Source organism: Microbacterium sp. SORGH_AS_0421, from assembly GCF_030818635.1.
Taxonomy (GTDB): domain Bacteria; phylum Actinomycetota; class Actinomycetes; order Actinomycetales; family Microbacteriaceae; genus Microbacterium.
On record NZ_JAUTAO010000001.1, the window covers coordinates 2,332,748 to 2,358,607 of the forward strand.

At 70.3% G+C, this 25,860-nt stretch carries 21 protein-coding genes and 2 pseudogenes; 17 read left to right on the plus strand and 6 right to left on the minus strand.

What is annotated here, in order from left to right; translation table 11 throughout:
• The first annotated feature begins 62 nt into the window (after positions 1–62).
• Entirely contained in the window at positions 63–1,664 is a 1,602-nt protein-coding gene (locus QE416_RS11110) for a cellulase family glycosylhydrolase (RefSeq protein ID WP_307317928.1), read from the plus strand.
• Between the two features lie 91 nt (positions 1,665–1,755).
• Complete coding sequence (locus tag QE416_RS11115) at positions 1,756–3,753, plus strand: glycosyltransferase family 39 protein (RefSeq protein WP_307316189.1); 1,998 nt, start codon at positions 1,756–1,758, stop codon at positions 3,751–3,753.
• A 339-nt stretch (positions 3,754–4,092) separates the two neighbouring features.
• Here QE416_RS11115 and QE416_RS11120 read toward each other — a convergent pair whose 3' ends face one another.
• A complete protein-coding gene (locus QE416_RS11120; RefSeq protein WP_307316192.1) occupies positions 4,093–4,884 on the minus strand; it encodes an alpha/beta fold hydrolase in 792 nt (263 codons plus the stop codon).
• Between the two features lie 57 nt (positions 4,885–4,941).
• Between QE416_RS11120 and mug the strand changes: the two genes are divergently transcribed.
• The 6 genes from mug (at position 4,942) to QE416_RS11150 (ending at position 8,680) form a co-directional block, all read left to right on the plus strand.
• Positions 4,942–5,508, plus strand: a complete 567-nt coding sequence (mug, locus tag QE416_RS11125; protein ID WP_307316194.1) for a G/U mismatch-specific DNA glycosylase — start codon at positions 4,942–4,944, stop codon at positions 5,506–5,508.
• Positions 5,509–5,549: 41 nt separating this feature from the next.
• Positions 5,550–5,948, plus strand: coding sequence for a DUF2809 domain-containing protein (locus tag QE416_RS11130; protein WP_307316197.1), 399 nt, complete (start codon positions 5,550–5,552; stop codon positions 5,946–5,948).
• Between the two features lie 90 nt (positions 5,949–6,038).
• Positions 6,039–6,335, plus strand: coding sequence for a DUF1905 domain-containing protein (locus QE416_RS11135; RefSeq protein WP_307316200.1), 297 nt, complete (start codon positions 6,039–6,041; stop codon positions 6,333–6,335).
• Between the two features lie 9 nt (positions 6,336–6,344).
• Positions 6,345–6,818 (plus strand): A24 family peptidase, encoded by a 474-nt coding sequence (locus tag QE416_RS11140; RefSeq protein ID WP_307316203.1) that lies wholly within the window; start codon positions 6,345–6,347, stop codon positions 6,816–6,818.
• 67 nt (positions 6,819–6,885) lie between these two features.
• Positions 6,886–7,956, plus strand: a complete 1,071-nt coding sequence (locus tag QE416_RS11145; RefSeq protein WP_307316206.1) for a YihY/virulence factor BrkB family protein — start codon at positions 6,886–6,888, stop codon at positions 7,954–7,956.
• The gene (locus QE416_RS11150) at positions 7,949–8,680 is read left to right on the plus strand and encodes an NAD(P)H-hydrate epimerase (protein ID WP_307316212.1); all 732 of its coding nucleotides are present in this window, start codon (positions 7,949–7,951) and stop codon (positions 8,678–8,680) included. The genes QE416_RS11145 and QE416_RS11150 overlap by 8 nt, the downstream gene beginning before the upstream one ends.
• A gap of 10 nt (positions 8,681–8,690) precedes the next feature.
• Here the strand turns inward: QE416_RS11150 and QE416_RS11155 are convergent.
• Positions 8,691–9,447, minus strand: a pseudogene (locus tag QE416_RS11155) (glutamine amidotransferase).
• 68 nt (positions 9,448–9,515) lie between these two features.
• Between QE416_RS11155 and QE416_RS11160 the strand changes: the two are divergent.
• Positions 9,516–9,743: a response regulator gene (locus QE416_RS11160; protein ID WP_267786713.1), complete on the plus strand. Its 228-nt coding sequence runs from the start codon at positions 9,516–9,518 to the stop codon at positions 9,741–9,743.
• On the plus strand, positions 9,740–10,384 hold the full coding sequence (locus QE416_RS11165; RefSeq protein WP_307316217.1) for a CYTH domain-containing protein: 645 nt from the start codon (positions 9,740–9,742) through the stop codon (positions 10,382–10,384). The genes QE416_RS11160 and QE416_RS11165 overlap by 4 nt, the downstream gene beginning before the upstream one ends.
• Positions 10,385–10,602: 218 nt before the next feature.
• Here the strand turns inward: QE416_RS11165 and lpdA are convergent, their stop codons facing one another.
• Entirely contained in the window at positions 10,603–12,000 is a 1,398-nt protein-coding gene (gene lpdA, locus QE416_RS11170) for a dihydrolipoyl dehydrogenase (RefSeq protein ID WP_210076375.1), read from the minus strand.
• A gap of 9 nt (positions 12,001–12,009) precedes the next feature.
• Positions 12,010–12,651, minus strand: coding sequence for a copper resistance CopC family protein (locus QE416_RS11175; RefSeq protein ID WP_307316222.1), 642 nt, complete (start codon positions 12,649–12,651; stop codon positions 12,010–12,012).
• A gap of 295 nt (positions 12,652–12,946) precedes the next feature.
• On the opposite strand from QE416_RS11175, the gene QE416_RS11180 reads away from it, so the two are divergent.
• The 3 genes from QE416_RS11180 (at position 12,947) to QE416_RS11190 (ending at position 14,762) form a co-directional block, all read left to right on the plus strand.
• Positions 12,947–13,435, plus strand: coding sequence for an FHA domain-containing protein (locus QE416_RS11180; protein ID WP_210076372.1), 489 nt, complete (start codon positions 12,947–12,949; stop codon positions 13,433–13,435).
• On the plus strand, positions 13,435–14,121 hold the full coding sequence (locus QE416_RS11185) for a MerR family transcriptional regulator (RefSeq protein WP_210076370.1): 687 nt from the start codon (positions 13,435–13,437) through the stop codon (positions 14,119–14,121). The genes QE416_RS11180 and QE416_RS11185 overlap by 1 nt, the downstream gene beginning before the upstream one ends.
• 95 nt (positions 14,122–14,216) lie before the next feature.
• Positions 14,217–14,762: a MerR family transcriptional regulator gene (locus QE416_RS11190; protein WP_210076368.1), complete on the plus strand. Its 546-nt coding sequence runs from the start codon at positions 14,217–14,219 to the stop codon at positions 14,760–14,762.
• Between the two features lie 217 nt (positions 14,763–14,979).
• Here QE416_RS11190 and QE416_RS11195 read toward each other — a convergent pair whose 3' ends face one another.
• A complete protein-coding gene (locus QE416_RS11195; RefSeq protein WP_055835478.1) occupies positions 14,980–15,792 on the minus strand; it encodes a ParA family protein in 813 nt (270 codons plus the stop codon).
• 68 nt (positions 15,793–15,860) lie between these two features.
• Between QE416_RS11195 and QE416_RS11200 the strand changes: the two genes are divergently transcribed.
• From QE416_RS11200 to def, 3 genes are read left to right on the plus strand one after another with little or no spacing between them, the layout of a single operon-like run.
• A complete protein-coding gene (locus QE416_RS11200; protein ID WP_307316231.1) occupies positions 15,861–19,268 on the plus strand; it encodes a pyruvate carboxylase in 3,408 nt (1,135 codons plus the stop codon).
• Positions 19,269–19,314: 46 nt separating this feature from the next.
• Positions 19,315–21,768, plus strand: a complete 2,454-nt coding sequence (locus tag QE416_RS11205) for a MinD/ParA family protein (protein WP_307316233.1) — start codon at positions 19,315–19,317, stop codon at positions 21,766–21,768.
• Complete coding sequence (def, locus tag QE416_RS11210) at positions 21,765–22,256, plus strand: peptide deformylase (RefSeq protein ID WP_210076364.1); 492 nt, start codon at positions 21,765–21,767, stop codon at positions 22,254–22,256. Before QE416_RS11205 ends, def begins: the two co-directional genes overlap by 4 nt.
• Before the next feature lie 684 nt (positions 22,257–22,940).
• Here the strand turns inward: def and QE416_RS11215 are convergent.
• On the minus strand, positions 22,941–24,767 hold the full coding sequence (locus QE416_RS11215; protein ID WP_267786724.1) for a long-chain fatty acid--CoA ligase: 1,827 nt from the start codon (positions 24,765–24,767) through the stop codon (positions 22,941–22,943).
• Between the two features lie 156 nt (positions 24,768–24,923).
• Between QE416_RS11215 and QE416_RS11220 the strand changes: the two are divergent.
• Positions 24,924–25,860: pseudogene (locus QE416_RS11220) on the plus strand (ROK family glucokinase).

Sequence of the window (25,860 nt, forward strand, 5' to 3'; positions counted from 1 at the left end):
AAGATCGCCGAATCCGCTCCGCCGCAGCGCTCGCGCCCCCTACGATGATCGCGGAGGTGCCGATGTCCGTTTGGCGCAAGAACCGCTCGTTCACGCGTCGTGCGCTGCGGCGCGCTGCGGCTATCGTCGCGGGCGCAATCCTCGTCGCCGCGGGGGCGATCGCCTCTCCCGCGTCTGCCACGACGACTCTTCCGGGCTGGCTCTCGACGAGGGGGGCGACGATCGTGACGGCATCCGGTGCACCGTTCACCATCAAGGCGGCCGCGTGGTTCGGCATGGAGACCTCGAACTGCGCCCCGCACGGGCTGTGGTCGATTCCCCTCGACGACGGCCTCGCCGCAATCGCGGGGATGGGGTTCAACGCCATCCGCCTCCCCTTCTCGAACGAGTGCCTCGCCGCCAAGACGTCGAACTCGATCAATGCGAACGCCAACCCGGGACTGGTCTCGCTCACCCCCCTGCAGCTCATGGACACCGTGATCGCGCGGGCCAAGGCGCACGGTCTCTCGGTGATCCTCGATCGGCACCGTCCTGATTCCGCGGCCCAGAGCGAGCTCTGGTACACCGCGCAGTACAGCGAACAGCGGTGGATCGACGACTGGAAGATGCTTGCCGCTCGCTACAAGAACGAGTCCGCCGTCATCGGCGTCGATCTGCACAACGAACCTCACGGGTCGGCCTGCTGGAACTGCGGCGACCCCGCGCGCGACTGGCGCGCGGCGGCCACCCGCGCCGGCAATGCGGTGCTGGCGGTGAACCCGAACCTGCTGATCATCGTCGAGGGCGTCGAACGCCAGAACGACGGATCGAGCACGTGGTGGGGCGGCGGCCTGAAAGACGCGGGCGCCGCACCGGTCGCTCTCGAGGTGAAGAACCGCGTGGTCTACTCGCCGCACGACTACCCGGCGAGCGTCTACGCGCAGCCCTGGTTCTCGGCATCCGGTTATCCCGCCAATCTCGAAGCGGTGTGGGATGCCAACTGGGGTTACCTCGTGCGGGGGAACATCGCTCCCGTGCTGCTCGGAGAGTTCGGCACGAAGCTCGAGACGGCGAGCGACCGTGCCTGGCTCGACACGCTCGTGGGATACCTCGCGAAGACGAAGATCAGCTACGCGTACTGGTCGTTCAACCCGAACAGCGGCGACACCGGTGGGCTCGTCGCCGACGACTGGCGCACGCCGCAGAAGGCCAAACTCGCCGCTCTCGCGCCGATCCTGACACCGGTGGCCTCGCCGGCGCCGCAGCCGAACCCCGCGCCGACGGCCACGCCGAAGCCGACGGCGTCTCCCAAACCGGCGGCTCCCAGCCCGTCGCCCACCGCGTCGCCCACCCCTGCACCCACGCCGAAGCCGGGTGCGAGCGCGGCGGCCGGCATCACCGCTACCTGGGTTCCGCAGAGCACCTGGGGCGAGGGATACGTCGCCGAGCTCACGGTGACCGCCACCGGGCCGGTGAAGAAGTGGTCCGTATCCTTCGACGCCCCCGGCACCACCGCTGTGTCGAACGCGTGGGGCATGAGCTGCTCCGTGGCCGCGGGCCGTGTCACGTGCACCGGAAGCGCCTGGGCGGCTGCGCTCGCTCCCGGTCAGAGCGTGCGGGTGGGCCTGCAGGCGGCGGCCACGCGGGCACCGTCCGCTCCGAAGCTCATCGTCACGGCATCCTGAGGTCCTCCTGCGAGGGGACGACCTCGCATCCATCGCTGGCGCATAGGGTACCCAGGGCTGCGATGGGGGAAGCGCTGCCTACGATGCGCCGGTGGCCGCTGCATCTCCTCCCGTTCCCACCCCGACGCTTCCGCTGACGTCGGGTCTGCGTCGACCTCGACGCTGGACCGTCGGCCTCGCCGCCGTCGGACTCGTCGCGCTCGCCCTCACGGGGTGGCAGGTGTGGGCGGGGGCTCCGAGCGAGTACTACGCCTCGATCGCCCTGTCGATGAGCCGGTCCTGGTCGAACTTCTTCTTCGGCGCCGTCGACCCCGCCGGCACCGTGACGCTCGACAAGATCCCCGGGTCGTTCTGGATTCCCGCCCTGTTCGTGCGCGCCTTCGGGTACTCGGCGTGGGCGGTGATCCTGCCGAACGCGTTCGCGGCGGTCGCCGCGGCACTCGTCGCCGCCTTCGCCGCACGACGCGTGGCGGGGGAGCGCGCCGGGCTGATCGCCGGCGCGGTGGTGGCCGTGACGCCCATCCTGGTCGCGGTCGCGCGCTCGAACCAGCCCGAGACGTTCTTCGTGCTCGGTCTGTCGCTGACGGCCTGGGCGGCGGTGCGCGCCGTTCAGGCGCGCAGTCTCGGGTGGCTCATTGCCGCGGGCGCCCTGATCGGCCTGTCGTTCCAGTTCTACGAGCTCGAGGCCTGGGCGGTCTGGCCGGCACTGGCCGCCGCGTACCTGTGTACCCGGCAGTCGTGGTCTCGACGCATCGGTCACCTCGCGCTCGCGGGTGCGGTGAGCCTCGCGGCCTCGCTGTGGTGGGTCGCGATCGTGTCGCTCATCCCCGCGGGAAGCCGGCCCTATATCGGCAGCACACTCACGAACAACCCGTGGGAGATGGTGTTCGGCTACAACGGCCTGGGCCGGTTCTCGGCGACCGCCGACAGCGGTGCGTACGAGTCGTTCACCCCTCCGTTCTCGGGTGAGCCCGGGGTGCTGCGCCTGTTCAACGCCCAGCTCGCGGGGCAGGTGGCGTGGCTCGTTCCGGCCGCCGTCGTCGCTCTCGTCGTCCTGCGGGTGCTGCGCTTCTCGCGACCGCTCACGGTGCTGCTGACCGTGTGGCTCGCCACCTTCGCCGCGATGTTCTCCGCCGTCGCGGGAATGCACCAGTTCTACACGGCATCGCTCGCGATACCCCTCGCCCTCGCCATCGGTACCGCGCTCGCCGTGGCTCATCGCGCGGGCAGGGTGTGGCCGCAGATCGCGATCGTCGCCTCCGCGGGGGCGACGGCTCTCGGCATCGGCATCTCGACCGGCGGATACAGCGTGCCCGTCTCGATCGCTCAGGCCATCGCCGCCGTGATTGCAATCGTGCTGCTGTCGACACGCCACCGTGGGCGTCCGGTCACCACCGTCGCGCTGATGATCGGGCTGCTGCTGACCCCGGCCGTCTGGTCGGCGGTCACCGTCGCCCACCCCAACTCGATCAATCCCGTCGCGGGAGGGGTATCGGAGACCTCGGGTTTCGGTGGCCGGGGCTTCGGCGGCGGAGATTTCGCCGGCGGAATGCCGACCGGCGGACGCGGCAGCCAGGGACTCGGCGCCGCACACGGGGGAGGAGGAACGCCGGGGCAGGGGTTCGGGCAGGGATCCGGCCCTGCGACGGCGCCCGGCGGCTCGGCCTCGGGGCACGCGCGCGGGGGAGCGGGCGGAGCACCGACCGGCGGCGCAGGCTTCGGCGCCGGTGGCGGCGAGAACAGCGACGCTCTCGTCTCGTGGCTGCAGGCCCGCGGCACGGGATCCACGTATCTGGCCGCGACCTTCGGGGCGCAGTCGGCGGCGCAGTTGATCATCGCCTCGGACGGCGGCTCGTTCCTGCCGATCGGCGGCTTCAACGGCACCGACGATGTGCCGACCCTGCAGGCCTTCACCGCCATGGTCGACTCGGGCCAGGTGCGATACGTCGTCGGCGGCGACCAGCGCGGCGGGGGCACGTCGATGGCCGCCGCGGCCACGACCACCGCGTCGTCGCAGATCCGCACCTGGGTGACGCAGCACTGCGCGGCCGACAGTTCGGCCCCCTCTACGGTCTACGACTGCGGTTGAGACGGCGCTTTTCCCGGTTGAGTGTGTCCACGACACGCCGGGTCCCGGGACGCCCGTGCGGCGTGTTTTGGACACTCGACGGAGGGCACTCGCCGCCCATGCATCTCGCGCACGTTCAGCCCGGGTACGTCGAGTGTCCAAAACATCCGGACGAATTCGAGATCTCTCCGGGTTTTCTGGACACTCAACGAGCGGGAGCGGGAGCGGGAGCGGGAGCGGGAACGGGAGCGGGAGCGGGAGCGGGAGCGGGAGCGGGAGCGGGAGCGGCACACCCCGCGGGAGAACGCGGGATGCCGTCGGGGCGGCGCCGCGGCAACTCTGCGCACCGCGGCTCGCGGCTCAGCGCCCCAGGAACTCCATGCCCGCTTCGCGGAACGCCCGAGCGCCGGGAGCATTCACGTGGTGACGGCCCGGGATGTCGGCGAACTCACCCTGGGGGAGGAGCCCCGCCAGGTGCTTCGACTGGTCGTGGATGGGGTCTTCCGTTCCCGTGGCGATGAGCACGGGCTGCTGCGGGGGCGACGAGGGGTCGGGATCGGTCTCGCCCAGGCGCATCCCCTCTGCAATCGCGACGAGCGCACGCAGGTCGTTGCCCGGCACGCGTTCGGCGAGCGAGACGTAACGCTGGGTCGTGGCATCCTGAACGGGTTCACCGTGGTCGAGGAACGCCCGAGCCTGGTCGACCTGCAGCCGCGCGAGAGGACGACCGTCCGGGATGCCGCCCAGAACCGCGCGCTCCACGTGTTCGGGGGCGTCGACGGCGAGCTGCCAGCCGACCCGCCCGCCGAGGGAGTAGCCGAGGTAGCGCACCTGATCGAGGAGGTACGTGTCGAGCACGGCGACGAGGTCGCTGACGAGCGTGGGCATGGTGTACGACGCGGCGTCGTGCGGTTTCTCGCTGGCGCCGTGACCGCGCTGATCCACCGCGATCACGCGGTAACCGGCGCGGAGCAGGTCGCGCACCCACCCGGTGTTGACCCAGTTGTCGCGGGTGCTCGAACCGAAGCCGTGGACGCACAGGACGGGATCTGCCTCGACGTCGCCCCACGAGTAGGTCGCGAGGCGCACGTTGTCGCCGACGATGACGAACTGCGCGGGAGGGACCTCGGTCAGGGCGGGAACGGCATCCATTCCTCCGATCCTGGCAGAGCGCGCCGGCCCGCACCGCGTAGTGGTCATAGTGGTCTCATGGGGTATACGCGCGCCGAACTCGAGTCCTATCGGGATGCCACGAGGCCCGACCTCGTCGAGCCGGGCGTGCGATTGCTGTTCGTCGGCATCAACCCGGGCCTCTGGACCGCGGCGACCGGGACCCCGTTCGCACGCCCGGGCAACCGCTTCTGGCCGGCGCTGGTGAGGGCGGGGATCCTTCCGCGTCTGCCCGCCTACTCCGAGCCGCTCGGCGACGAGGACCGCCGCATGATCTTCGACGCGGGAGTCGGCGTGTCGAACCTCGTCGCGCGAGCGACCGCGCGGGCCGATGAGCTGTCACGGGAGGAACTCCGGGCGGGTGCGGCGTCGCTCGTCGAGCGGGTCGCCGGGTGGCAGCCTCAGGCCGTCGCGGTCGTCGGGCTCACCGCCTACCGCCAGGGCTTCCAGCGGCCCCGCGCGGCCGCGGGGCGACAGGAGGAGTCGATCGCGGACGTCCCGACCTGGGTGCTGCCCAACCCCAGCGGGCTGAACGCCCACGACACCGTCGACTCACTCGCTCGCGCGTACGCCGACCCGGCGCGGGCCGCGGGGGTCATCCGCTGACGCGCGTCTCACGCCGCGGCGGAAGGTGTCACGATGGCAGGATGCCGCCCACTCGACGCCGCACGACCGCACTGCTCGCACTGGCCGCGGTCGTCGCCGCCGGGCTCGTCGTCCACCTCGTGCTGCCCTCGAACACCGCGACCGATATCGCCGGCGACGCGCTCTACACGGTCGCGGTCTACGCCGCGCTCGTGATGGTGCTCCCGCGCCTGCGCCCGTTCGTCGTCGGCCTGATCGCCGGGGGATGGAGCGTGGCCGTGGAACTCTTCCAGGCCACGGGAATCCCCGTCGACCTCGCGGAACGGTTCCGTCCCATCGCGCTCGTGCTCGGCACCGGGTTCGACGCACGCGACATCGTCGTCTACGTGTGCGCGGCGATCGTCGCCGTCGGCGCGGATGTCGCCGTCGGACGCTCGCCGAGGCGCGAACCGCGACGATGAGCGTCGACGTTCCTCCCCAGGGGATGACGCGGCCCGCCGTCAGCCGCTCACCGGTATCGTGACCACCTCGCACGACGGAGGGGAGCGGCGATGAGAGTGCGGTTCGAGGGCGACGTCTTCCGGTGGGAGGCGCGCAGCGACAGCGACTGGTACTTCGTCGCGCTGCCGCCCGAGCTCAGCGCCGAGATCCGCGAGACGCAGACGTATCGGCGCGGTTTCGGCGGGGTGCGGGTCGACGCCACGATCGGCGCCACGACCTTCCGTACCTCGATCTTCCCGCAGGCCGGGGGCGTCTACGTCCTGCCCCTCAAGCGCGCGGTGCGCGACGCCGAAGCCATCGACCCCGGGTCGGTCGTGCGCGTCGACCTCTTCGTGATCGACGCCTGAGCCGTGCCGATGCTGATCGCACTGGCCGCCGGAGTGTTCGCCGTGGCGAGCATCGCGCTCGCCGTGGTCGACGTCCGCACCCACCGGCTGCCCGATGCGGTTGTGCTTCCGGCGCTGCTCGTGGTCGCGGCGCTGCTGACGGCCGAAGCCCTGCGCACCGGTGAACCGGGGCGCGCGCTCGGCGTCGTCGGGGGTTCGGCGGCGGCGTTCGTCGTCGCTCTCGCGCTGCACCTGTCGCGTCCCGGTGCGTTCGGCGGAGGAGACGTCAAGCTCGCCGCCTTCGTCGGGGCGCCGCTGGGATGGTACGGGCCCGAGGCCGTGGCATCCGGCCTGCTCTTCGCTGTTGTTCTCGGCGGCGTCGCCGCCACCGGTGTTCTGCTCGCGGGTGGACGGCGCACGCAGCTCGCGTACGGCCCCTGGCTCCTCTCGGGCGCGTGGCTGCGTCTGGTGGGCGGGCCGGGAGAGGGGATGCCGTCGGGCTGACCTGTCGCTGCGCACCTCCGCGGTCAAGCCCGTGGGGCACGCCCCGCCGCGTCGATACCCTGAGCGCATGGCTGACCTCATCCGTCGTGTCACGGCGTGGGCGCTGCGGCTCCGTCTCGTGCGCGCGTTCCTCGTCTATTCGGGGGCGCGCGGCCCCATGCTCGCCGACAGCGTGACCTATCGCACCCTGTTCAGCCTGTTCGCTGCGGTGCTCATCGGGTTCTCGTTCGCGGCGATCTGGCTCTCCGGCAACCCGGAGGGTCTTCAAGCTCTCGAACGTTCGGTGAATAGCGTCGTTCCAGGCCTCGTCGGGCAAGACGGACTGCTACAGGTCAGCGATATCAAAGCCCCGCCGGAGTTCACGGTCGCGGGAGTCATCGGCACCATCGGTCTGCTCGGCGCAGCGATCGGCGCCATCGGCTCGCTGCGCTCGGCCCTTCGACAGATCGCCGGCGTCGCCACCGACGACACGCTCCCCATCCTCGTCATCGTGCGCAACCTCGCCGTCGCGATCGGCATCGGCGTCGCTCTCGTCGGCGCGGCCGTCGTGACCTTCCTCGCCACCGCCGGGCTGACGTTCGTGCGGGAGCTGCTGGGCATCTCCGCCGACTCCTGGATCTCCGCGGTGTTGACCTGGCTGGTCTCGACGCTCGTCGTCCTGCTGCTCGACACGGCCGCCGTGGCCGTGGCCTTCGCCGCCCTCTCGGGCGTGAAGACGCGCCGACCCACGCTCCTACGGGGTGCCCTTCTCGGCGGTGTGGGACTCGTCGTCCTGCAGCAGTTGTCGGGGTTGTTCGTCGGCGGAGCGGGCAACAACCCGCTGCTCGCGACGTTCGCCTCGCTCATCGCTCTGCTGCTGTGGCTGAACCTCTCCAGCCAGGTCATCCTCATCGCGGGCGCGTACATCACCGTCGCCACCGAAGAGGACCACGACCGCGTCCGCGCGAAGTACGGCGCGTCGACCATGATCCAGTTCCGCGTCCGCCGAGCCGAGAAGGCGGTGCGGGCTGCGACCGGTGAGCTCGACGCCGCCCGCGCCGCAGAGACGAAGGAGCGCGAGAACCTCGCGAAGAACGACCCTGCGGCGGCCGCTCGCGAGGATCGCGCCGAGGCTCGCGCGGGGTCCCCCGATGAGTGAGTCCGCGAGCGGGCTGCTGGCCTCGGGGGAACGCGTCGCCGCGTACAGCGCCGACGCCGTCCGTGCCGCCGAGAAGCCTCTGCTGGCGGAGGGGCGGCCGCTCATGCGCTGGGCCGCCGCGGCCCTGGCCGACATCGTCGCGCAGCAGCTCGTCGCGCGCCCCGGAAGAGTTCTCGTCCTCGTGGGCGCGGGCGACAACGGGGGAGACGCCCTGTACGCCGCGGCCGAGCTCGGCGCCGTCGCCGAGCGCGTCGACCTGGTGCTCGTGCGCGATCGCGTGCACCGGGCGGCGCTCGATGCCGCGGTCGCCGCGGGAGCGCGCGTGCGGTCGGCGTCGGAGGTCCGCGGTGAGCTGGCCGAGTACGCGCTCGTGCTCGACGGCATCCTCGGCATCGGTCGTCTGGCGGACCGGCGCCTGCGCGGGGGAGCGCGCGCTCTCGTCGAAGGCGTCCGCGGCCTTCGGGAGCAACCGTTCGTCGTCGCGGTCGACCTCCCCAGCGGCCTCGATCCCGATGACGGGACGGCGGATGCCGCCGTGCTCGCCGCCGACGTCACGGTCACCTTCGGGGCCCTCAAGGCGGGCCTGGTCCGTGGACGGGGTCCGGAGCTGTCCGGACTCGTGCACCTGGTCGACCTGGGGCTCGAACCCTATCTCCGGCTCGCGCATCCCGCGGTGACCGCTCCCGTCCAGGTCGTGCGGGTGACTCCCCGCGACCGCTCCTGACGAGAGGGGTTCAGCGGGCGTAGCGCTCGACGAAGGTCCGCAGCATGAGTGAGGGAGCCGTCACGGGCGCGCGGCGGACGGCGGCGAGGGTCAGGTCGAGTTCGTCCGCCGCGAAGTAGCCGTACGAGGCGTAGGCGTGGATGCGCGTGACGATGCCGTCGAGGTCGAGCTCGGGGTGGAACTGCGTCGCGTACACGTTCTGCTTCACACGGAACATCTGCACGGGGCACGTCGGTGACGACGCGAGAAGGGTCGCCGATGGCGGGAGCGCGCTGATGGCCTCTTTGTGCCCGACGAACGCGGGGAAGGTCGCGGGCAGTCCCTTTGCGAGAGGATCGTCGCGTCCCTCGGGGGTGAGGGAGATGTCGACGACGCTGATGGGCTCCGCGAACGTCCCGTCGATGGGTGCCCCCAGGTGCGTCCCTAGGGTGCCGACCCCGTAGCAGGCGCCGAGGAAGGGGACGTCCCGGGTGACGACCTCGTCCACCAGGGCGGCCATCTCGGCCTCGACGCGCCGTTGGACGGCGGATTTGCGCTCGGGCGGGTCGGACGCGTTGAAAGGACTGCCGCCGACGAGGATCCCCGACACCGGCGTCGAGGTCGAAGGCGGGCATCGAGTCCCGCTCGAGCCGCACACGCAGCAGCCGCTCGGGAGGCAGCCGCGTGAATCGCAGGAACAGCGCGTACTCCTCGTCGGCCGGGCGGTCTTCGGCGCGCGTGGCGAGCAGCACGAAGGGGCGGTCGCCGGGGAGGTCGGTCGAGGTCACTCCAGCGATTGTAGGTGAGCGCTGTCAAGGCACCGGGCGGTGTCGGTGCCGCGGTCTACGCTGGCGTCATGGCTATTGCACGACTGACCGGAGGCCCGCTCGACGGGCAGGTGCTCCCGCTCGAGAACGAGTCCGACGACACGCTGATCATGCCCTACAGCGAGGGCCAGCTCGTCTACCGCCGCGATGGCGGCCTGGCGAACCAGGGCGAGTCCGACGGGCCGACCGAGGCCGTCTTCGTCTTCTCGGAGGAGACCGAGGACATCAACCCCGACGCCGACGGCCGCGACGATTGAGCGCAGCCCCGAGCGGGTCGTCGAACGTCGAGATCGAGTCGAAGTACGACGTCGACGATGAGACGCCTCTTCCCGACTGGGCGGCCCTCCCGGGCGTGACACGGGTCGGAGAACCCGAGCCGCGTGACCTGGACGCACGCTACCTCGATACGGCCGACGCCGACCTCGCTCGCGCGGGGATCGCTGTCCGCCGCCGCACCGGAGGGCCCGACGAGGGCTGGCACATCAAGGGTCCCCTCGAGGGTGCTGGTCGCACCGAGAGGCAGTGGCCGCTCGAGGGGGACATCGACCCCGACGCCGACCCGGTGGTGCCCGAAGCGATTCAGGATGCCGTCGCCTCGGTCGCCGCGCCTCCGTTCACCCCCCTCGCGCGGGTGCGCAACCATCGCACCGCCTACTCCTTGCTCGACGCGGTCGGGAACGAGGTCGCCGAATTCGTCGACGACCGTGTCCACGCCCGCGACGAGCGCCGCGGCGTAGAGTCCGTCTGGCGCGAGTGGGAGGTCGAACTCGGTCCTGCCGCGCCGACCGACGACGACGCGCGTGCGGCGTTCTTCGCCGCGGTCGACGCGGCGGTGTTCGCTGCGGGGGGCCGCCACGCGGCATCCGGGTCCAAGCTCGCTCGCGCTCTCGGGCACTGACCTCTCCGCCCGCGCTCTCGGGCACCGACCTCTCCGCTCGCGCTCTCGGGCACTGACCTCTCCGCCCGCGCGAAGAGATACGGCACTCCGCCGACGACACGGTCGCCACGTGCGACCGACCGTCGGCGGAGTGCCGTTTCGCGTTCGCGCCGAGGTCGCCCGCGGGGACGACGAAGGCCCGCCCGGGCGAACCGGGCGGGCCTTCGTGCGTCACACGATCAGAGGTTGATCATGTGTCCCGTCAGACCGTGGAAGGCCTCCTGCAGACCCTCCGACAGCGTCGGGTGGGTGTGCACGTTGCGGGCCGCCTCGAGGGCGGTGAGGTCCCACTTCTGGGCGAGGGTCAACTCGGGCAGCAGCTCCGACACGTCGGGGCCGATGAGGTGACCGCCGATGAGCTCGAGCGTCTCGGCGTCGGCGACGAGCTTGACGAAGCCGACGGGCTCGCCCAGGCCGTTGGCCTTGCCGTTGGCCGAGAAGGGGAACTTCGCGACCTTGATGTCGTGACCGGCGTCGCGGGCCTGCTGCTCGGTGAGGCCGAACGAGGCGACCTGCGGGTTGCAGAAGGTGGCGCGCGGCATGTTGCGGTAGTCGCCGAGGGTCTGGGTCTCGGCACCGGCGATGGTCTCGGCGGCCACGACGCCCTGCGCCTCGGCCACGTGGGCCAGCTGCAGCTTGGCGGTGACGTCGCCGATCGAGTAGATGTGCGGCACGTTGGTGCGCATGTGGTCGTCGATGTCGATCGCACCGCGCTCGGTAAGCTTCACGCCGGTGTTCTCGAGACCGAAGCCGTCGACCTTGGGGGCGAAGCCGATCGACATCAGCACGCGGTCGGCGTCGATCGACCCGGTCGAGCCGTCCTTCGCGGTGTAGGCGACGGTGACCTTGTCTCCGTGGTCGGTGACGGAGTCGACCTTCGTGGAGGTGAGGATGTCGACGCCGTAGCCCTTGTACTGCTTCTGGATCTCTTTCGAGACCTCGGCGTCTTCGTTGGGCAGCGCACGGTCGAGGAACTCGATGATCGTGACCTTCACGCCGTAGTTCGTCATGACGTAGGCGAACTCCATGCCGATGGCCCCGGCGCCGACGATGACGATGGACTCGGGGAGCTCGCGGGTCAGGATCTGCTCCTCGTACGTCACGACGTTCTCGGAGAGGCTGACGCCGGGGAGCAGGCGCACGGTGGAGCCGGTGGCGATGATGACGTTGTCGAAGGTGACCTGCTCCTTCGACCCGTCGGTCAGCGTCACGTCGAGGGTGTGGTCGTCGGCGAAGAAGCCGCGGCCTTCGTACTCGGTGACCTTGTTCTTCTTCATCAGGTAGTGGATGCCCTTGACGTGGCCCGCGGCCACCGACCGCGAGCGGTCGAACGCCTTGCCGAAGTCGAAGGTGACGTCCCCTGAGATGCCGAACAGGTCGGCCTTCGCGTGGAAGGTGTGCGCGAGGTCGGCGTTGCGAAGCAGCGCCTTGGAGGGGATGCAGCCCACGTTGAGGCACACACCGCCCCAGTACTTCTCTTCGACGATCGCGACCGACAGTCCGAGCTGTGCGCCGCGGACGGCGGCGACGTACCCGCCGGGACCCGCACCAAGAATGACCAGATCGTAATGAGGCATGGTTCCAGCCTATCGCCCGGTGGTGTCGCCGCCGGCGGTCTTGCGGCCCGCGCGCGAGGCGAGGACGTAGACGAGGACGCCCGCCACGATCACGAGCAGGATCGCGAGCAGGATCCAGGGCAGGGGCGAGGCGCCGGAGCTGTCCTCGGCGGGCAGCGGAGTGGCCTCCGACGTCGCCGAGGGTGCGGCGCTCTCGGTCGCCGCGGGGCTCGCCGACGCGGTGGGGGTCGCGGTCGCGGTGGGGGTGGGAGCGGCCGAGGGGACCGCGAAGGCGAAGTCGCCGTCGATGGGGTGCCCGTCGCTCGAGACGACCCGCCACTTCACGGTGACGGTCCCGGATGCCGGCCCCGCCAGGGCCTGCGTCACCTCGGTTCCCGAGACGGTCGGGGCGCCGTTGGCGAGGGAGGCTCCGGCGGAGTCGGTGACCTCGATCACGGTCGCTCCCGCGTCGGTGAGGATGTCGGCGCTGTACGACAGGGTGATCTGGGAGGGGAGCGACTCCAGCGTCGCGCCGGCCGCGGGGTCGGTAGAGACGAGTTCGTCGTGGGCCGCGGCCGGCAGTGCCGGCACGAGAAGTGCGGCGGCGGCCAGCAGGCCTGCGGCGAGGACAGCGGGAACAGTGCGGCGGCGAGGCGTCTCGGAGGAAGTCATTCTCCGACCCTAACCAGGGTGAAAGCGGCCGGACGGGGGGCATGCGCAGGGTCTCGGCGTCCTGCGTAGCGGTCCGGGGTGAAGACGGCGCGCCGACAGCGGGTGATGCGGACTCGACAGGGGTAGGTCCGGGTCGATAGGTTCGAGTGTCTCGTCGGCCGCCTCCGCATCCCCCAAACCGCGGTGTCCCGGTTTCGGCGAATACAGACACATCACGCCTCACCATGACCTGCTCGAAGTCGGTCGACCCCGCCGTTGGCGACCGATCGGTTATGGTGAATATGAAGGAGAAGCCGTGGACGAGACCAGCCGATTCGAGCGAGACGAGATCCGGCGCGCGGCCGACGCCGCAGCAGCCGGCGCGTCGCACGACACGACCCAGACCCACGACGCCGACCTGTCGTTCGTGCCCTTCGGTGCCGATCTCACCGAGGCCGAGCTCGAGGCGATCGAGGCCCTCCCCTCGGGGGCGGCCCTGCTCATCGTGCGCTCCGGTCCGACCACCGGCGCCCGATACCTGCTCGACACCGACGTGACCACCGTCGGCCGTCACCCCGAGGCCGACCTCTTCTTCGACGACGTGACCGTGTCACGCCGTCACGCCGAGATCCTGCGTTCCGGCAGTTCGTTCGAGATCGTCGACCAGCGTTCGCTGAACGGCAGCTACGTCAACGGCGAGCGGGTCGATCGCTCGGCTCTCGTCAACGGCGCCGAGGTGCGCATCGGCAAGTTCCGCTTGAACTTCTTCGGCTCGCCGGTCGACCTGCCCGCGGCAGAGCGCTGATGGCGGCAGCCCCCTCCCGTAGTCGACAGACGGCTGCGGGGCTGCTCAGCATCGGCCAGGTGCTCGCGCGTCTGACCCCCGACTTCCCCGCGCTCACCTCGAGCAAGCTCCGCTTTCTCGAGGTGCAGGGCATCGTGTCGCCGACCCGCACCGAGTCGGGGTACCGCAAGTTCTCGCCCGCCGACCTCGAGCGCCTGCGCCTCGCGCTCACTCTGCAGCGCGATCACTACCTTCCGCTCGTGGTCATCCGCGATTACCTCGCCGACCTCGACGCGGGCCGCAACCCGGCGCCGCCCACATCGATCCCGTCGATGACGAGCGCTCCGCGCCGCTATCGTCGCGAAGAACTCCTGTCCGCCGCAGGCGCGCGTCCCCAGCTGCTGAACGACGCGGTCAGCACGGGGGTGATCGCCGGTGCCGACACGTATTCCGAGCAGGCCGTCACTCTGCTGCGGGCTCTCGTCGCGCTCGATCGCCACGGCATCGAGCCGCGTCACATCCGCTCGCTCCGCCAGAGCGCCGAGCGCGAGGTCTCACTGGTGGAGTCCGCGTTGTCGGCTCTGCTGCGTCGTCCCGACGCGCCTTCTCGGGCTCGTGCGAGTGAGCTCGCACCCGAGCTCGCGGCCCGTCTCGACGAGGTGCGCACGATGTTCGTGCGAGACGCTCTCGAGCGAATCCTGTCCTGATCGCGACACGCCGCAGCCCTCGGAGCGGATGTCATTGCCGGGGGACCTCCGCTCATCTAGCGTGGAGGAAACGAACCGATGAGGAGGACGCGAGCATGAACGCTGGCGACGCACTCGGTGAACCTCGGTTCGCCGCTGATCTCCTCTTCACCGACGGTCTGCCCGAGATGGACGACGACACCGGTTACCGCGGAGCCGTCGCGGCACGCGCCGCCGGCATCACCTACCGCCAGCTCGACTACTGGGCTCGGACCGAGCTCGTCGTTCCGACGGTTCGCGGAGCGAGCGGCTCGGGATCGCAGCGCCTATACGGTTTCCGCGACATCCTCGTCCTCAAGCTCGTGAAGCGCCTTCTCGACACGGGCATCTCGCTGCAGCAGATCCGCACGGCGGTCGACCAGCTCCGCGCCGCGGGCATCCGCGACCTCGCCGGCACCACGCTCATGAGCGACGGAGCATCGGTGTATCTCTGCACCTCGAACGACGAGGTCATCGACCTGGTCAGCCGCGGACAGGGCGTTTTCGGCATCGCCGTGGGCAAGGTCCTCCGCGAGGTCGAGTCGACGTTGGTCGATTTCGAAAAGGCGACCCCCGAGGCCGTCGACGAACTCGCCGCGCGCCGCGCCGCCCGCACCGCGTAGACACGCCCGTTTCTCGTCGGATGCCACGGCATCCGGCAATGCGTCGTGCTCCGACTCCTCTCGGCCGACGACCAGTAGGGGAGCGGCGGGTGCGTCGACAGCGCCGATGCCGGCACGGATCTCGGCCCCTCGATGTGCTCAGGGGTCTCGCGGAGCGCCGTAATGACGGACGCCGCCCGACTGCGAGGCAGCGGGGCGGCGTCGGACAGGACTGCGGTCAGGCCTGGGGTGCCTCGTTCTCGACGGGGATACGGCCGGTGCGCACGATCCGGTCGAGCAACGCGTCGAAGTCGGCAGCGAGCTCCTGAGCGGAGTCGCCGGGCCACACGTGCAGCGGCTTGGCCGCGCCCTGCGCCTGCTGGAGCGAGGTGCGCTCGGGCAGCTGCGGGTTGAGGACCAGGGGGCCGAACATGTCGCGGAGTTCCTTGATGCGGAACTGGTGCTCGATCGACTGCGGGCGGACGCGGTTGACCACGACGCCGAGCGGCTGCAGGCGCGGCGAGAGTCCACGGCGGATCTCCTCGATCGCGCGCAGGGCACGGTCGGCTGCGGCGACGGAGAACAGGCCCGGCTCGGTGACCACGACGACGCGGTCGCTCGCGGCCCACGCGGTGCGCGTGAGGGCGTTCAGCGACGGCGCGCAGTCGATCAGCACCAGGTCGTAGTCGGCCTCGATGGTCGCCAGAGCCTCTTCGAGCTTCCAGACGTCGCGGACACTGGGATGCGGACCGTCGAAGTTGATGGCCGAGGGGCTGCCGATGAGCACGTCGATCGTGCCCGGATGAACCTTCGCCCACCCGCTGGAGGTGATCGCCTGTCGGACGACCTTCTCTTTGGGGTTGGCCAGGACATCGGCGATGTTGAGCCGACCGGCGACTTGGATGTCCATCCCGGTCGACACGTCGGACTGAGGGTCGAGGTCGACGACGAGAGTGCGAACGCCACGTGCGAAGGCTGCGGAAGCCAGCCCGAGTGTCACGGTCGTCTTGCCGACCCCGCCTTTGAGAGAGCTGACGGAGAGTACGTGCACGAGAGTCCACGTTACCGTCCCCTAGGCTGTGAGCACATTCAGCTCCGCCAGCTTGACGTGAGGTGCGCATGTTCTCGAAGATCCTGGTCGCCAATCGCGGGGAGATCGCGATCCGCGCCTTCCGCGCGGCATACGAGGTCGGCGCCCGCACCGTCGCGGTCTATCCGTACGAAGATCGTGCCTCGCTCCACCGCCTGAAGGCCGACGAGGCCTACCAGATCGGTGAGCGCGGCCACCCGGTCCGCGCCTACCTCGACGTCGACGAGATCATCCGCGTCGCCCGCGAATGCGGGGCGGATGCCATCTACCCGGGCTACGGCTTCCTGTCCGAGAACCCGGAGCTCGCCGAGAAGGCGGCCGCTCACGGCATCACCTTCATCGGTCCTCCCGCCGAAGTGCTCGCGATGGCCGGCAACAAGGTCACGGCGAAGGAGCACGCGATCTCGGCGGGCGTTCCGGTGCTGCGCTCCACCCCGGCGTCGGACGACATCGACGAACTGCTCGCTCAGGCCGACGACATCGGGTTCCCCGTGTTCGCGAAGGCCGTCGCCGGCGGGGGCGGGCGCGGCATGCGCCGCGTGGAATCGAAGGGCGAGCTCGCCCCGGCCCTGGCCGAGGCCATGCGCGAGGCGCAGAGCGCTTTCGGCGACCCGCGCATGTTCCTCGAGCAGGCTGTCCAGCGTCCGCGTCACGTCGAGGTGCAGATCCTCGCGGATGCCGCGGGAGAGACCGTGCACCTGTTCGAGCGCGACTGCTCGGTGCAGCGGCGCCACCAGAAGGTCATCGAGATCGCGCCCGCGCCGAACCTCGACCCGTCGGTCCGCGACGACCTGCATCGCTACGCCGTCGCGTTCGCGCGCTCGATCGGCTATCAGAACGCGGGAACGGTGGAGTTCCTGCTGGAGACCGCGGGCCCGCGCACCGGCGAGGTCGTCTTCATCGAGATGAACCCGCGCATCCAGGTCGAGCACACGGTCACCGAAGAAGTGACCGACGTCGACCTCGTGCAGTCGCAGATGCGCATCGCTGCCGGAGCCACCCTCTCCGACCTGCATCTCCAGCAAGAGGACATCCGCCTGCGCGGCGCGGCGTTGCAGTGCCGCATCACCACCGAGGACCCCACCCAGGGATTCCGCCCCGACACCGGGAAGATCACGACCTACCGGTCGCCCGGTGGGGCCGGCATCCGTCTCGACGGAGGCACGACAGCGGCCGGTTCGCAGGTGAGCCCGCACTTCGACTCGATGCTGTCGAAGCTCACGTGTCGCGGCCGCGACTTCGAGGCCGCCGTGTCGCGCGCCCGTCGGGCCCTCGCCGAGTTCCGCATCCGAGGTGTCTCCACGAACATCCCGTTCCTGCAGGCCGTGCTCGACGACCCCGCCTTCGTCGCGGGCGACCTGAGCACCTCGTTCATCGACGAACGCCCCGAGCTGTTGAAGGGCCGCGAGTCGAAGGACCGCGGAACGAAGATCCTCTCGTGGCTGGTCGACACCACCGTCAACCGCCCCAACGGTGAGAACCCGCTCTCGATCGATCCGGGCGCGAAGCTTCCCACGCTCGATCTGGCCGCCTCGGCGCCCGGCGGCTCGCGCCAGCGTCTGCGGGAGCTCGGACCCGCCGGCTTCGCGAAGGCGCTGCGCGAGCAGACCGCTCTCGCGGTCACCGAGACGACGTTCCGCGACGCGCACCAGTCGCTGCTCGCCACGCGCGTGCGTACCCGTGACCTCGCGCGTGTCGCCCCCTACGTCGCACGCCTGACGCCCGGACTCCTCTCCGTCGAAGCCTGGGGCGGGGCGACCTACGACGTCGCCCTTCGCTTCCTCGGCGAAGACCCGTGGGAGCGCCTCGACGCTCTCCGCGAGGCCCTGCCGAATGTCGCCATCCAGATGCTCCTGCGCGGCCGCAACACCGTCGGCTACACCCCGTACCCCACGGAGGTCACCGATGCGTTCGTGGCCGAGGCCGCGGCATCCGGGGTCGACATCTTCCGCATCTTCGATGCGCTCAACGACGTGTCTCAGATGCGCCCGGCGATCGACGCGGTTCTGCGCACTGGCACCGCCGTCGCCGAGGTGGCCGTCTGCTACACCGGCGACCTTCTTGATCCCGCCGAGGACCTCTACACGCTGGACTACTATCTCCGTCTGGCCGAGCAGATCGTCGATGCGGGCGCGCACGTGCTCGCGATCAAGGACATGGCGGGGCTGCTCCGCCCCACGGCCGCGGCCAAGCTCGTCTCGGCTCTGCGCGAGAGGTTCGACCTGCCGGTCCACGTGCACACCCACGACACCGCGGGCGGACAGCTCGCGACCCTGTTGGCCGCGTCGGCTGCGGGAGCGGATGCCGTGGACGCGGCGTCGGCACCCATGGCGGGAACCACCAGCCAGCCGTCCCTGTCGGCCTTGGTCGCGGCCCTCGCGCACACCGATCGCGACACCGGTCTCGACCTCGCGGCCGTGAGCGACCTCGAACCGTACTGGGAGGCGGTGCGTCACCTGTACCGTCCGTTCGAATCGGGACTGGCCGGTCCTACCGGACGCGTGTACCGGCACGAGATCCCGGGCGGGCAGCTGTCGAACCTGCGCCAGCAGGCGATCGCGCTCGGGCTCGCCGACGACTTCGAGCTCATCGAGGACATGTACGCCGCGGCGAACCGCATCCTCGGCCGCGTGCCGAAGGTCACACCCTCTTCGAAGGTCGTGGGCGACCTCGCCCTGCACCTCGCCGCCGTCAGGGCCGACCCCGACGATTTCGAGCAGCACCCCGAGAAGTACGACGTGCCCGACTCGGTCGTCTCGTTCATGGCGGGCGAGCTCGGCGACCTGCCGGGCGGATGGCCCGAGCCCTTCCGTTCGAAGGTTCTCGCCGGGCGGGATGCCAAGACCGGCACGACGCCGCTCACCGACGACGACCAGGCCGCCCTGGCGGGGGAGTCCTCCGAGAGACGCGCGCGTCTGAACCGGCTGCTCTTCCCCGGCCCGACACGCACCTTCGAGCAGACCCGCGAGACGTACGGCGATCTCAGCGTGCTCGATACGGCCGATTATCTCTACGGTCTTCAGTCCGGCGGAGAGCACACCGTCGAGATCGAACGGGGTGTGCAGTTGTTCGTGGGGCTCGAGGCCGTCGGCGAGGCCGACGACAAGGGCATGCGCACGGTGATGACGACGTTGAACGGCCAGCTGCGCCCGGTCTTCGTGCGCGATCGTTCGATCGACGTCGAAGCCCGCCAGGCCGAGAAGGCCGACACCTCGAAACCCGGGCAGATGGCAGCGCCGTTCTCGGGCGTCGTGACGATGAAGGTGACGGCGGGGGACCGCGTCTCGGCCGGTCAGGCCGTGGCCTCGATCGAGGCGATGAAGATGGAAGCGGCCATCACCGCGACCGTCGACGGCGTGGTCGAACGTGTCGCCATCGGTACCACACAACAGGTGGAAGCAGGAGATCTTTTGCTGGTAATCCGCCAAGCGCAGTAACCTAGAAGGGGGCGCTTTCGCGCCCTCTTCCCGTTTGGAGACTGCAGTGACCCCCGACCGCACCGACGCGAACCCCGACGAGAACGCCGAGCACGGCGTGCTCGAGGAGAGCGGGAATCTCGACACGGCCAGCATCACGATCCTCGGCGGGCACATCGCTCAGGTCAATGTCGACCTGCCCGTGGCCAGCGACGACGACGACCTCGATGACGATGTGATCGAAGACGAGATCCCCCTCGACGAGGCCGATCTCGCCGCCCTCGACGCCCCGCGCGTTCCCTCCGCCGTACCCGCCGGCATCGACGACCACGCCGAGATCGTGCACGACCCGCACGTCGAGCAGCTCCCGACCGGCGACATCATCCTCGAGCCGCATGACACGGACGCAACGACGGAGCCGCTCTCCGACGACGACGTGCACGATGCGGAGATCGTCGACGAGTCGCCCCGCGACGCCTCGGAGCACGAGATGCCGGATGCCGAGCCCCCGGCCGTCGCGGAAAGAGTCGGTGACGAGACCGCAGCGGATGCCGCGGCGGAGCCGTCCGCGCAATCGCGCGAGATCGACGAAGACCAGGACCGCTCGGGCGAGACCTTCTCGTCGGAAGAGGCCGAGGAGCTTGCCTCCGGCGACGAGCCCGTGGGCGTCGACGAGGACGATGACGTCGACGCCCCGACCGCCGCTGACGCCCTCCCGGGTGAGGACCTGCTCTCGCCAATCGACCAGGCGCAAGACGACCTGGCCGGGGCAGCCGCGTCCGACCCGCGGGCCGAAGACCTTGCCGATGCCGAGATCGTCGATGCCCTCGTGACCGAAGCCGATGCCGCCGAGACGGGGGGAGCCCTGGATGCGGCGTCCCGGGGTGGGGAAGACCTCGAGCCGGACCACGCACCGGCCGATGAACGCGAGCCCGAGACGCACGTCGAGTCCGACGTGTCGGCGGACACCTCGGAGCCGCTCACGCACGCGCCGTGGGTCCCCGCGGCCGTCGGCGAGCCTGAGCACGGCGACACCGAGGAGATTGACTCGGAAGAAGCGAGGCCGCACGACGCGGTGCCCGCACCCGCGGAGCCGGAAGAGGTCGCTGTCGAGGAGACCGAGCTCGCCGCGACCGTACCCTTCGACGACGACGACGACGCAGACGACGCCGACGACGCAGACGACGCAGAGGTCGAGGAGACCGAGACCGTGGCAGATACACCCGAGCCCACCCGACAGTCCGTCGACGCGCCCCTCCCGCCGGTCACCGCCGAGTCGCAGCCCGCACCGCCGGCTACCGCCGAGGTCGAGATCGAAGCCGACTCTGCCGGGGCGGAGCCTCAGACAGTCGTCGCCCCCGCAGCGGCGCCGACCACGCGCGCAGAGCGCGCCGCGACGGGCGTCATCGGAACGATTCCGCTCACGCGCCGCAGCGCCCACCAGGCCGATGATGCCGCCCGTGCCGCCGACGAGGCCGCCCGCGTCGATCGCGCCCGCGCGCTGGAGCGCGTGCGCACGCCCGCTCCGGAGGTCACACTGACCTCGAAGCGCATCGGTCAGATCGACGACGCGCGCGAAAGCTCCGACCTGCTCACCGCCGACCGTCTGCTCGATCCGCGTCAGATCGCGCGTCCCGAGCCCGAGGGCCTCTGGCAGCAGCTGGTGTACTCGGTCTCGCGTCACCGCATCAACCTCGGCGACGGTCGTCGCGCCCGTCAGCGCAAGGATCTCGACCGCCGGATCGCTACGCCTCTCGCGGGCGGCGCGCGGTTCGTGCCGGTGCTCTCGCGCAAGGGCGGTGTGGGCAAGACCACCGTCACCTCGCTCCTGGGCATGGCCCTCGCCGACGCGCGCGACGACCGCATCATCGCGGTCGACGCCAATCCCGATCGCGGGACGCTCGCAGACCGCGTCGGCCGTCCGAACGGACGCACGGTCCGCGACCTCGTCCGTTCGCACGACGAGATGGTCGGCTACAACGACGTCTCGTCGATCGTCGCTCGCGACGCCACGCGCCTCGACGTGCTGGCATCCGATTCCGATCCGCGGGTGTCCGAGGCCTTCAGCGACGACGACTACCGCCAGGTCGCCGACGTCGCCGCGCACTACTACTCGATCGTCCTCACCGACACGGGCACGGGGATCGTGCATTCGGTCATGGGCGCGACACTCGAACTGGCCGACACCCTGGTCATCGTGGCGGGCCTGTCGGTCGACGAGGCGCGCCTCGCGTCCGAGACGCTCACGTGGCTCGAGACCAACGGCTACGCGGCGCGCGTCCGCGATGCGGTCGTCGTGCTGAACAACTCCCGCCCCGGCACGCCGCTGGTGCGCGAGAGCGAGCTCGAGGCGCACTTCCGCTCGCGTGTGCGCACCGTGATCCGCATGCCCTACGACGCACGTATCGCCGCGGGCAGCGCCATCACCTTCCGCGACCTGCAGCCCTCGACCCGACAGGCCGCGCGCGAGCTCGCCGCCGCCGTCGTCGAGGGCCTGCGTGCCCCGGCGGTCGCGGCATGAGCGTCCGCCCGATCCGCCTGTTCGGCGACCCCGTCCTGCGCGCGCCCAGTGCGCCCATCGAGCAGATCGACGACGGCATCCGTGCCCTCGTCCAAGACCTGATCGACACGGTCGAGCTGCCCGGGCGCGCGGGGGTCGCGGCGCCGCAGATCGGCGTGGGTCTGCGCGCTTTCAGCTACAACATCGATGGCGACATCGGCTACGTGCTCAACCCCGTGCTCGTCGAGACGCGCGGAGAGCCGGAGCCGGTGGGGGAGGGGTGCCTCTCGGTGCCGGGTCTCTGGCACGATGCGCTGCGTTATCCGTGGGCCAAGGTCGTCGGAATGGACCTCGACGGCAACGAGGTCGTGCTCGAGGGCGAGGGGCTGCTCGCCCAGGCCCTGCAGCACGAGACCGATCACCTCGACGGCATGCTGTACCTCTCGCGCCTGTCCGCCGAGACGCGTCGCGAGGCGATGCGCCAGGTGCGCGAGAGCGACTGGTTCTGATTCGGAGCCGGGTCACGCGCTTCCCCCGGGATTCGCGCAACCTCCGTCGTTCTCGGCCATGTCGAGCCGTAGTCGTGCGGATCGCCGAGGTTGTGCGAGTCGCTGAGGTGCGGCTGGCGTCGGCGTATCCTCGGCGATTTGCGCAACTTCCGTGGGTTTCCGGTGCGGCGGGCTGAGGTTGTGCGGGTCGCTGAGGTTGTGCGGGTCGCCGAGGTGTGGCCGGCGTCGGCGTATCCTCGGCGATTTGCGTGACTTCCGTGGGTTTCCGGGGCGCCGGGCTGAGGTTGTGCGGATCGCTAAGGTTGTGCGGGGCGCCGAGGTGCGGCTGGCGTCGGCGTATCCTCGGCGATTTGCGTAACCTCCGTGGGTTTCCGGCGCGCTGGGCTGAGGTTGTGCGGGTCGCTGAGGTTGTGCGGGTCGCCGAGGTGTAGCCGGCGTCGGCGTACGTTCGGCGATTTGCGTAACCTCCGTGGGTTTCCTGTGTGCCGGGCTGAGGTTGTGCGGATCGCTGAGGTTGTGCGGGTCGCCGAGGTGTGGCCGGCGTCGGCGTACTCTCCGCGATTTGCGCAACCTCCGTGGGTTTCCGGGGCGCCGGGCTGAGGTTGTGCGGGTCGCTGACGTCGTGAGACGGGATACGCGACGGCCCGGCCCCTCGGGGGGACCGGGCCGTCGTCGTCGCGCGTCTCAGGGGAGCGACACGTTGGTCGTGTTCACCGGCACGGCGTAGATGTCCTCGATGGCGTCGGCGAAGTCGGCGACGATGACGTTGCGCTTGATGCTCATCTTCGGCGTCAGGTGCCCGCTGGCCTCGGTCCACTCGGTGGGCAGGATCGTGAACTTGCGGATCGACTCCGCGCGCGAGACCCGCGTGTTGGCGCGGTCGATCGCGCCCTGCACCTCGGCGCGCACCTTGTCGTTCTCGGCCGCCTCGGCGAGCGGCATGTCGGCGGGCAGGCCGTTATTGGCCAGCCAGGTCGGGAGCATCTCGGTGTCGAGCGTGACCAGGGCCGCGATGAACGGTTTGTGGTCGCCCACGACCACGACCTGACCGACGATCGGGTTCGCACGGATCGGGTCCTCGAGAGCGGCGGGAGCGACGTTCTTGCCGCCCGCGGTGACGATGATCTCTTTCTTGCGGCCCGTGATGGCGAGGAATCCGTCGCTGTCGAAGGCGCCGATGTCGCCGGTCTTGAACCATTCGCCGTCGAAGGCGTCGGCCGTCGCCTCGGGGTTCTGCCAGTACTCGCGGAACACGTTGATACCGCGCACCTGGATCTCGCCGTCATCGGCGAGACGGATGCCGACACCCGGCAGAACGGGACCGACGGTGCCGATCTTCGACTTCGTGGCGAGGTTCACCGTGGCCGGGGCGGTGGTCTCGGTGAGGCCGTAGCCCTCGAGGATCACGACGCCGAGGCTGCGGAAGAAGTGACCCAGGCGGGGGCCGAGAGGGGCCGATCCCGACACCGCATAGACGATGTTGCCACCCATGGCATCCCGCAGCTTGGAGTAGACCAGCTTGTCGAAGAGCGCGAACTTGATCTTGAGCAGCAGGGGAATCGACTTTCCGTCCTGCAGGCGCTGGGAGTGCTCGATCGCGGCGTCGGCGGCGGCGCGGAAGATCCTGCCCTTGCCGCCGGCCTCGGCCTTCTGCTCGGCGGAGTTGTAGACCTTCTCGAACACGCGGGGGACCGCGAGGAGGAAGGTGGGGCGGAAGCTGCCGAGCGCCGGGAGGAGCTGTTTCGTATCGGGCTGATGTCCTGTCTTCACGCCCGCGTGCACGTTGAGCAGCGAGATGAAACGCGCGAACACGTGCGCCGTCGTGATGAACAGCAGGGTCGAAGCGCCAGGGGTCTCGACGACCTCGTGCAGCGACTTGGCGGAGTTGCGCGCCAGCTCGACGAAGTTGCTGTGGACGAGCACGCAGCCCTTCGGACGGCCGGTGGAGCCCGAGGTGTAGATGAGGGTGGCGACGTCGGAGGCCTTCGCCAGGTGGCGGCGGCGCTCGATCTCTTCGTCGGTGATGTGCGTGCCGCCCGAGACGAGCGCGTCGAGGGCTCCCGAGTGCATCGCCCAGACCTCGCGGACGAGGGGGAGGTCGCTGCGGACCTCGTCGAGACGTTCGGCGTGTTCCGTGGACTCCAGGACCACGGCGATCGCACCGGAATCCGACAGGATCCACGAGATCTGCGACGGCGAGCTGGTCTCGTAGACCGGGACCATGATGGCGCCGGCGTAGAACAGCGCGAAGTCGATCAGGGTCCAGTCGTAGGTGGTGCGGGCGATGAACCCCACCTTCTCGCCGGGCTGGATGCCGGCGGCGACGAAGCCTTTCGCGAGGGCGATGACCTGCCGTTCGAACTCGACGGCGGTGACGTCTCGCCATCCGTCTCGGTCGGGCACCGCGAACAGCGGCCGGTCGGGGGTGGCGCGGACGCGGTCGGCGAGCAGGTCGGACGCGTTGGCGTCGGGGTCTGCGGGGATGAGGGCGGGTTGATCGAACTGGATCACGGCAACTCCTTTGGCACCGGAAGAACGTCGAGCTGTGGGACGAGTCTATCCGCATCGACGTGCTCGCCCCGGGGAGTGCACGGCATCATCGTCGGTTGCACCGGGTGGCTAGACTGCTCCGGGCCGAGCCGCACGGTGGGCCCGGAAGGGAGCGCGGTGCGCAACGTCGGCATCGACATCGGAGGAACGAAGATCGCGGGGGGCGTCGTCGACGACGACGGCACCATCGTCGAGAAGCTTCGTGTCGACACTCCCATCGACCCCGCGGCCCTCGTGGACGCCGTGGTCGACATGGCCGATCATCTGCGCCGCGCCCACGAGATCCACGCGATCGGCGTGGCCGCCGCCGGCTTCATCAGCCGCGACCGCAGCACCGTCATCTACGCGCCGAACATCGACTGGCGTGACGAGCCCCTCCGCGCGCGTCTCGAGCAGCGTCTCGACGCCCCCGTCACGATCGAGAACGACGCGAACGCCGCGGGCTGGGGCGAGTACCGCTTCGGTGGCGGGGCGGGGCGTGCGCGACATGGTCATGCTCACGATGGGCACCGGCGTCGGCGGTGCCGTCGTCACCGACGGGGAGCTCTTCCGCGGTGGGCACGGCATCGGCGCCGAACTCGGCCACATGCGCTTCGTGCGCGGCGGTCACCCCTGCGGGTGCGGGCAGAACGGATGCCTCGAGCAGTACGCCTCGGGACGCGCACTGCAGCGCGAGGCCAACGCCATCGCCGACGAGGGCGGCATCGGCGCGGCTCTCGCCGCCGTGCGCGAGGAGCGGGGCGCGATCCCCGGCCCCGCCGTCTCGCGCCTGGTCCTCGCCGGCGATCCGGGGGCGATCGAGGCCCTCCGCCGTGTCGCCACGGCCCTGGGCGAGGCGTGCGGCGGCTTCCAGGCGGTGCTCGACCCCGAGGTCTTCGTGATCGGCGGGGGAGTGGCCCAGCTCGGCGCCGACCTGCTCGAGCCCGTGAAGCTCGCGTACGAGACCTCGCTCCCGGGGTACGGTGAACGTCCGGTCGCCGAGTTCGCGATCGCACGTCTGGGCAACGACGCCGGTCTCATCGGGGTCGCGGACCTCGCCGGGAAGGAGCGCTGA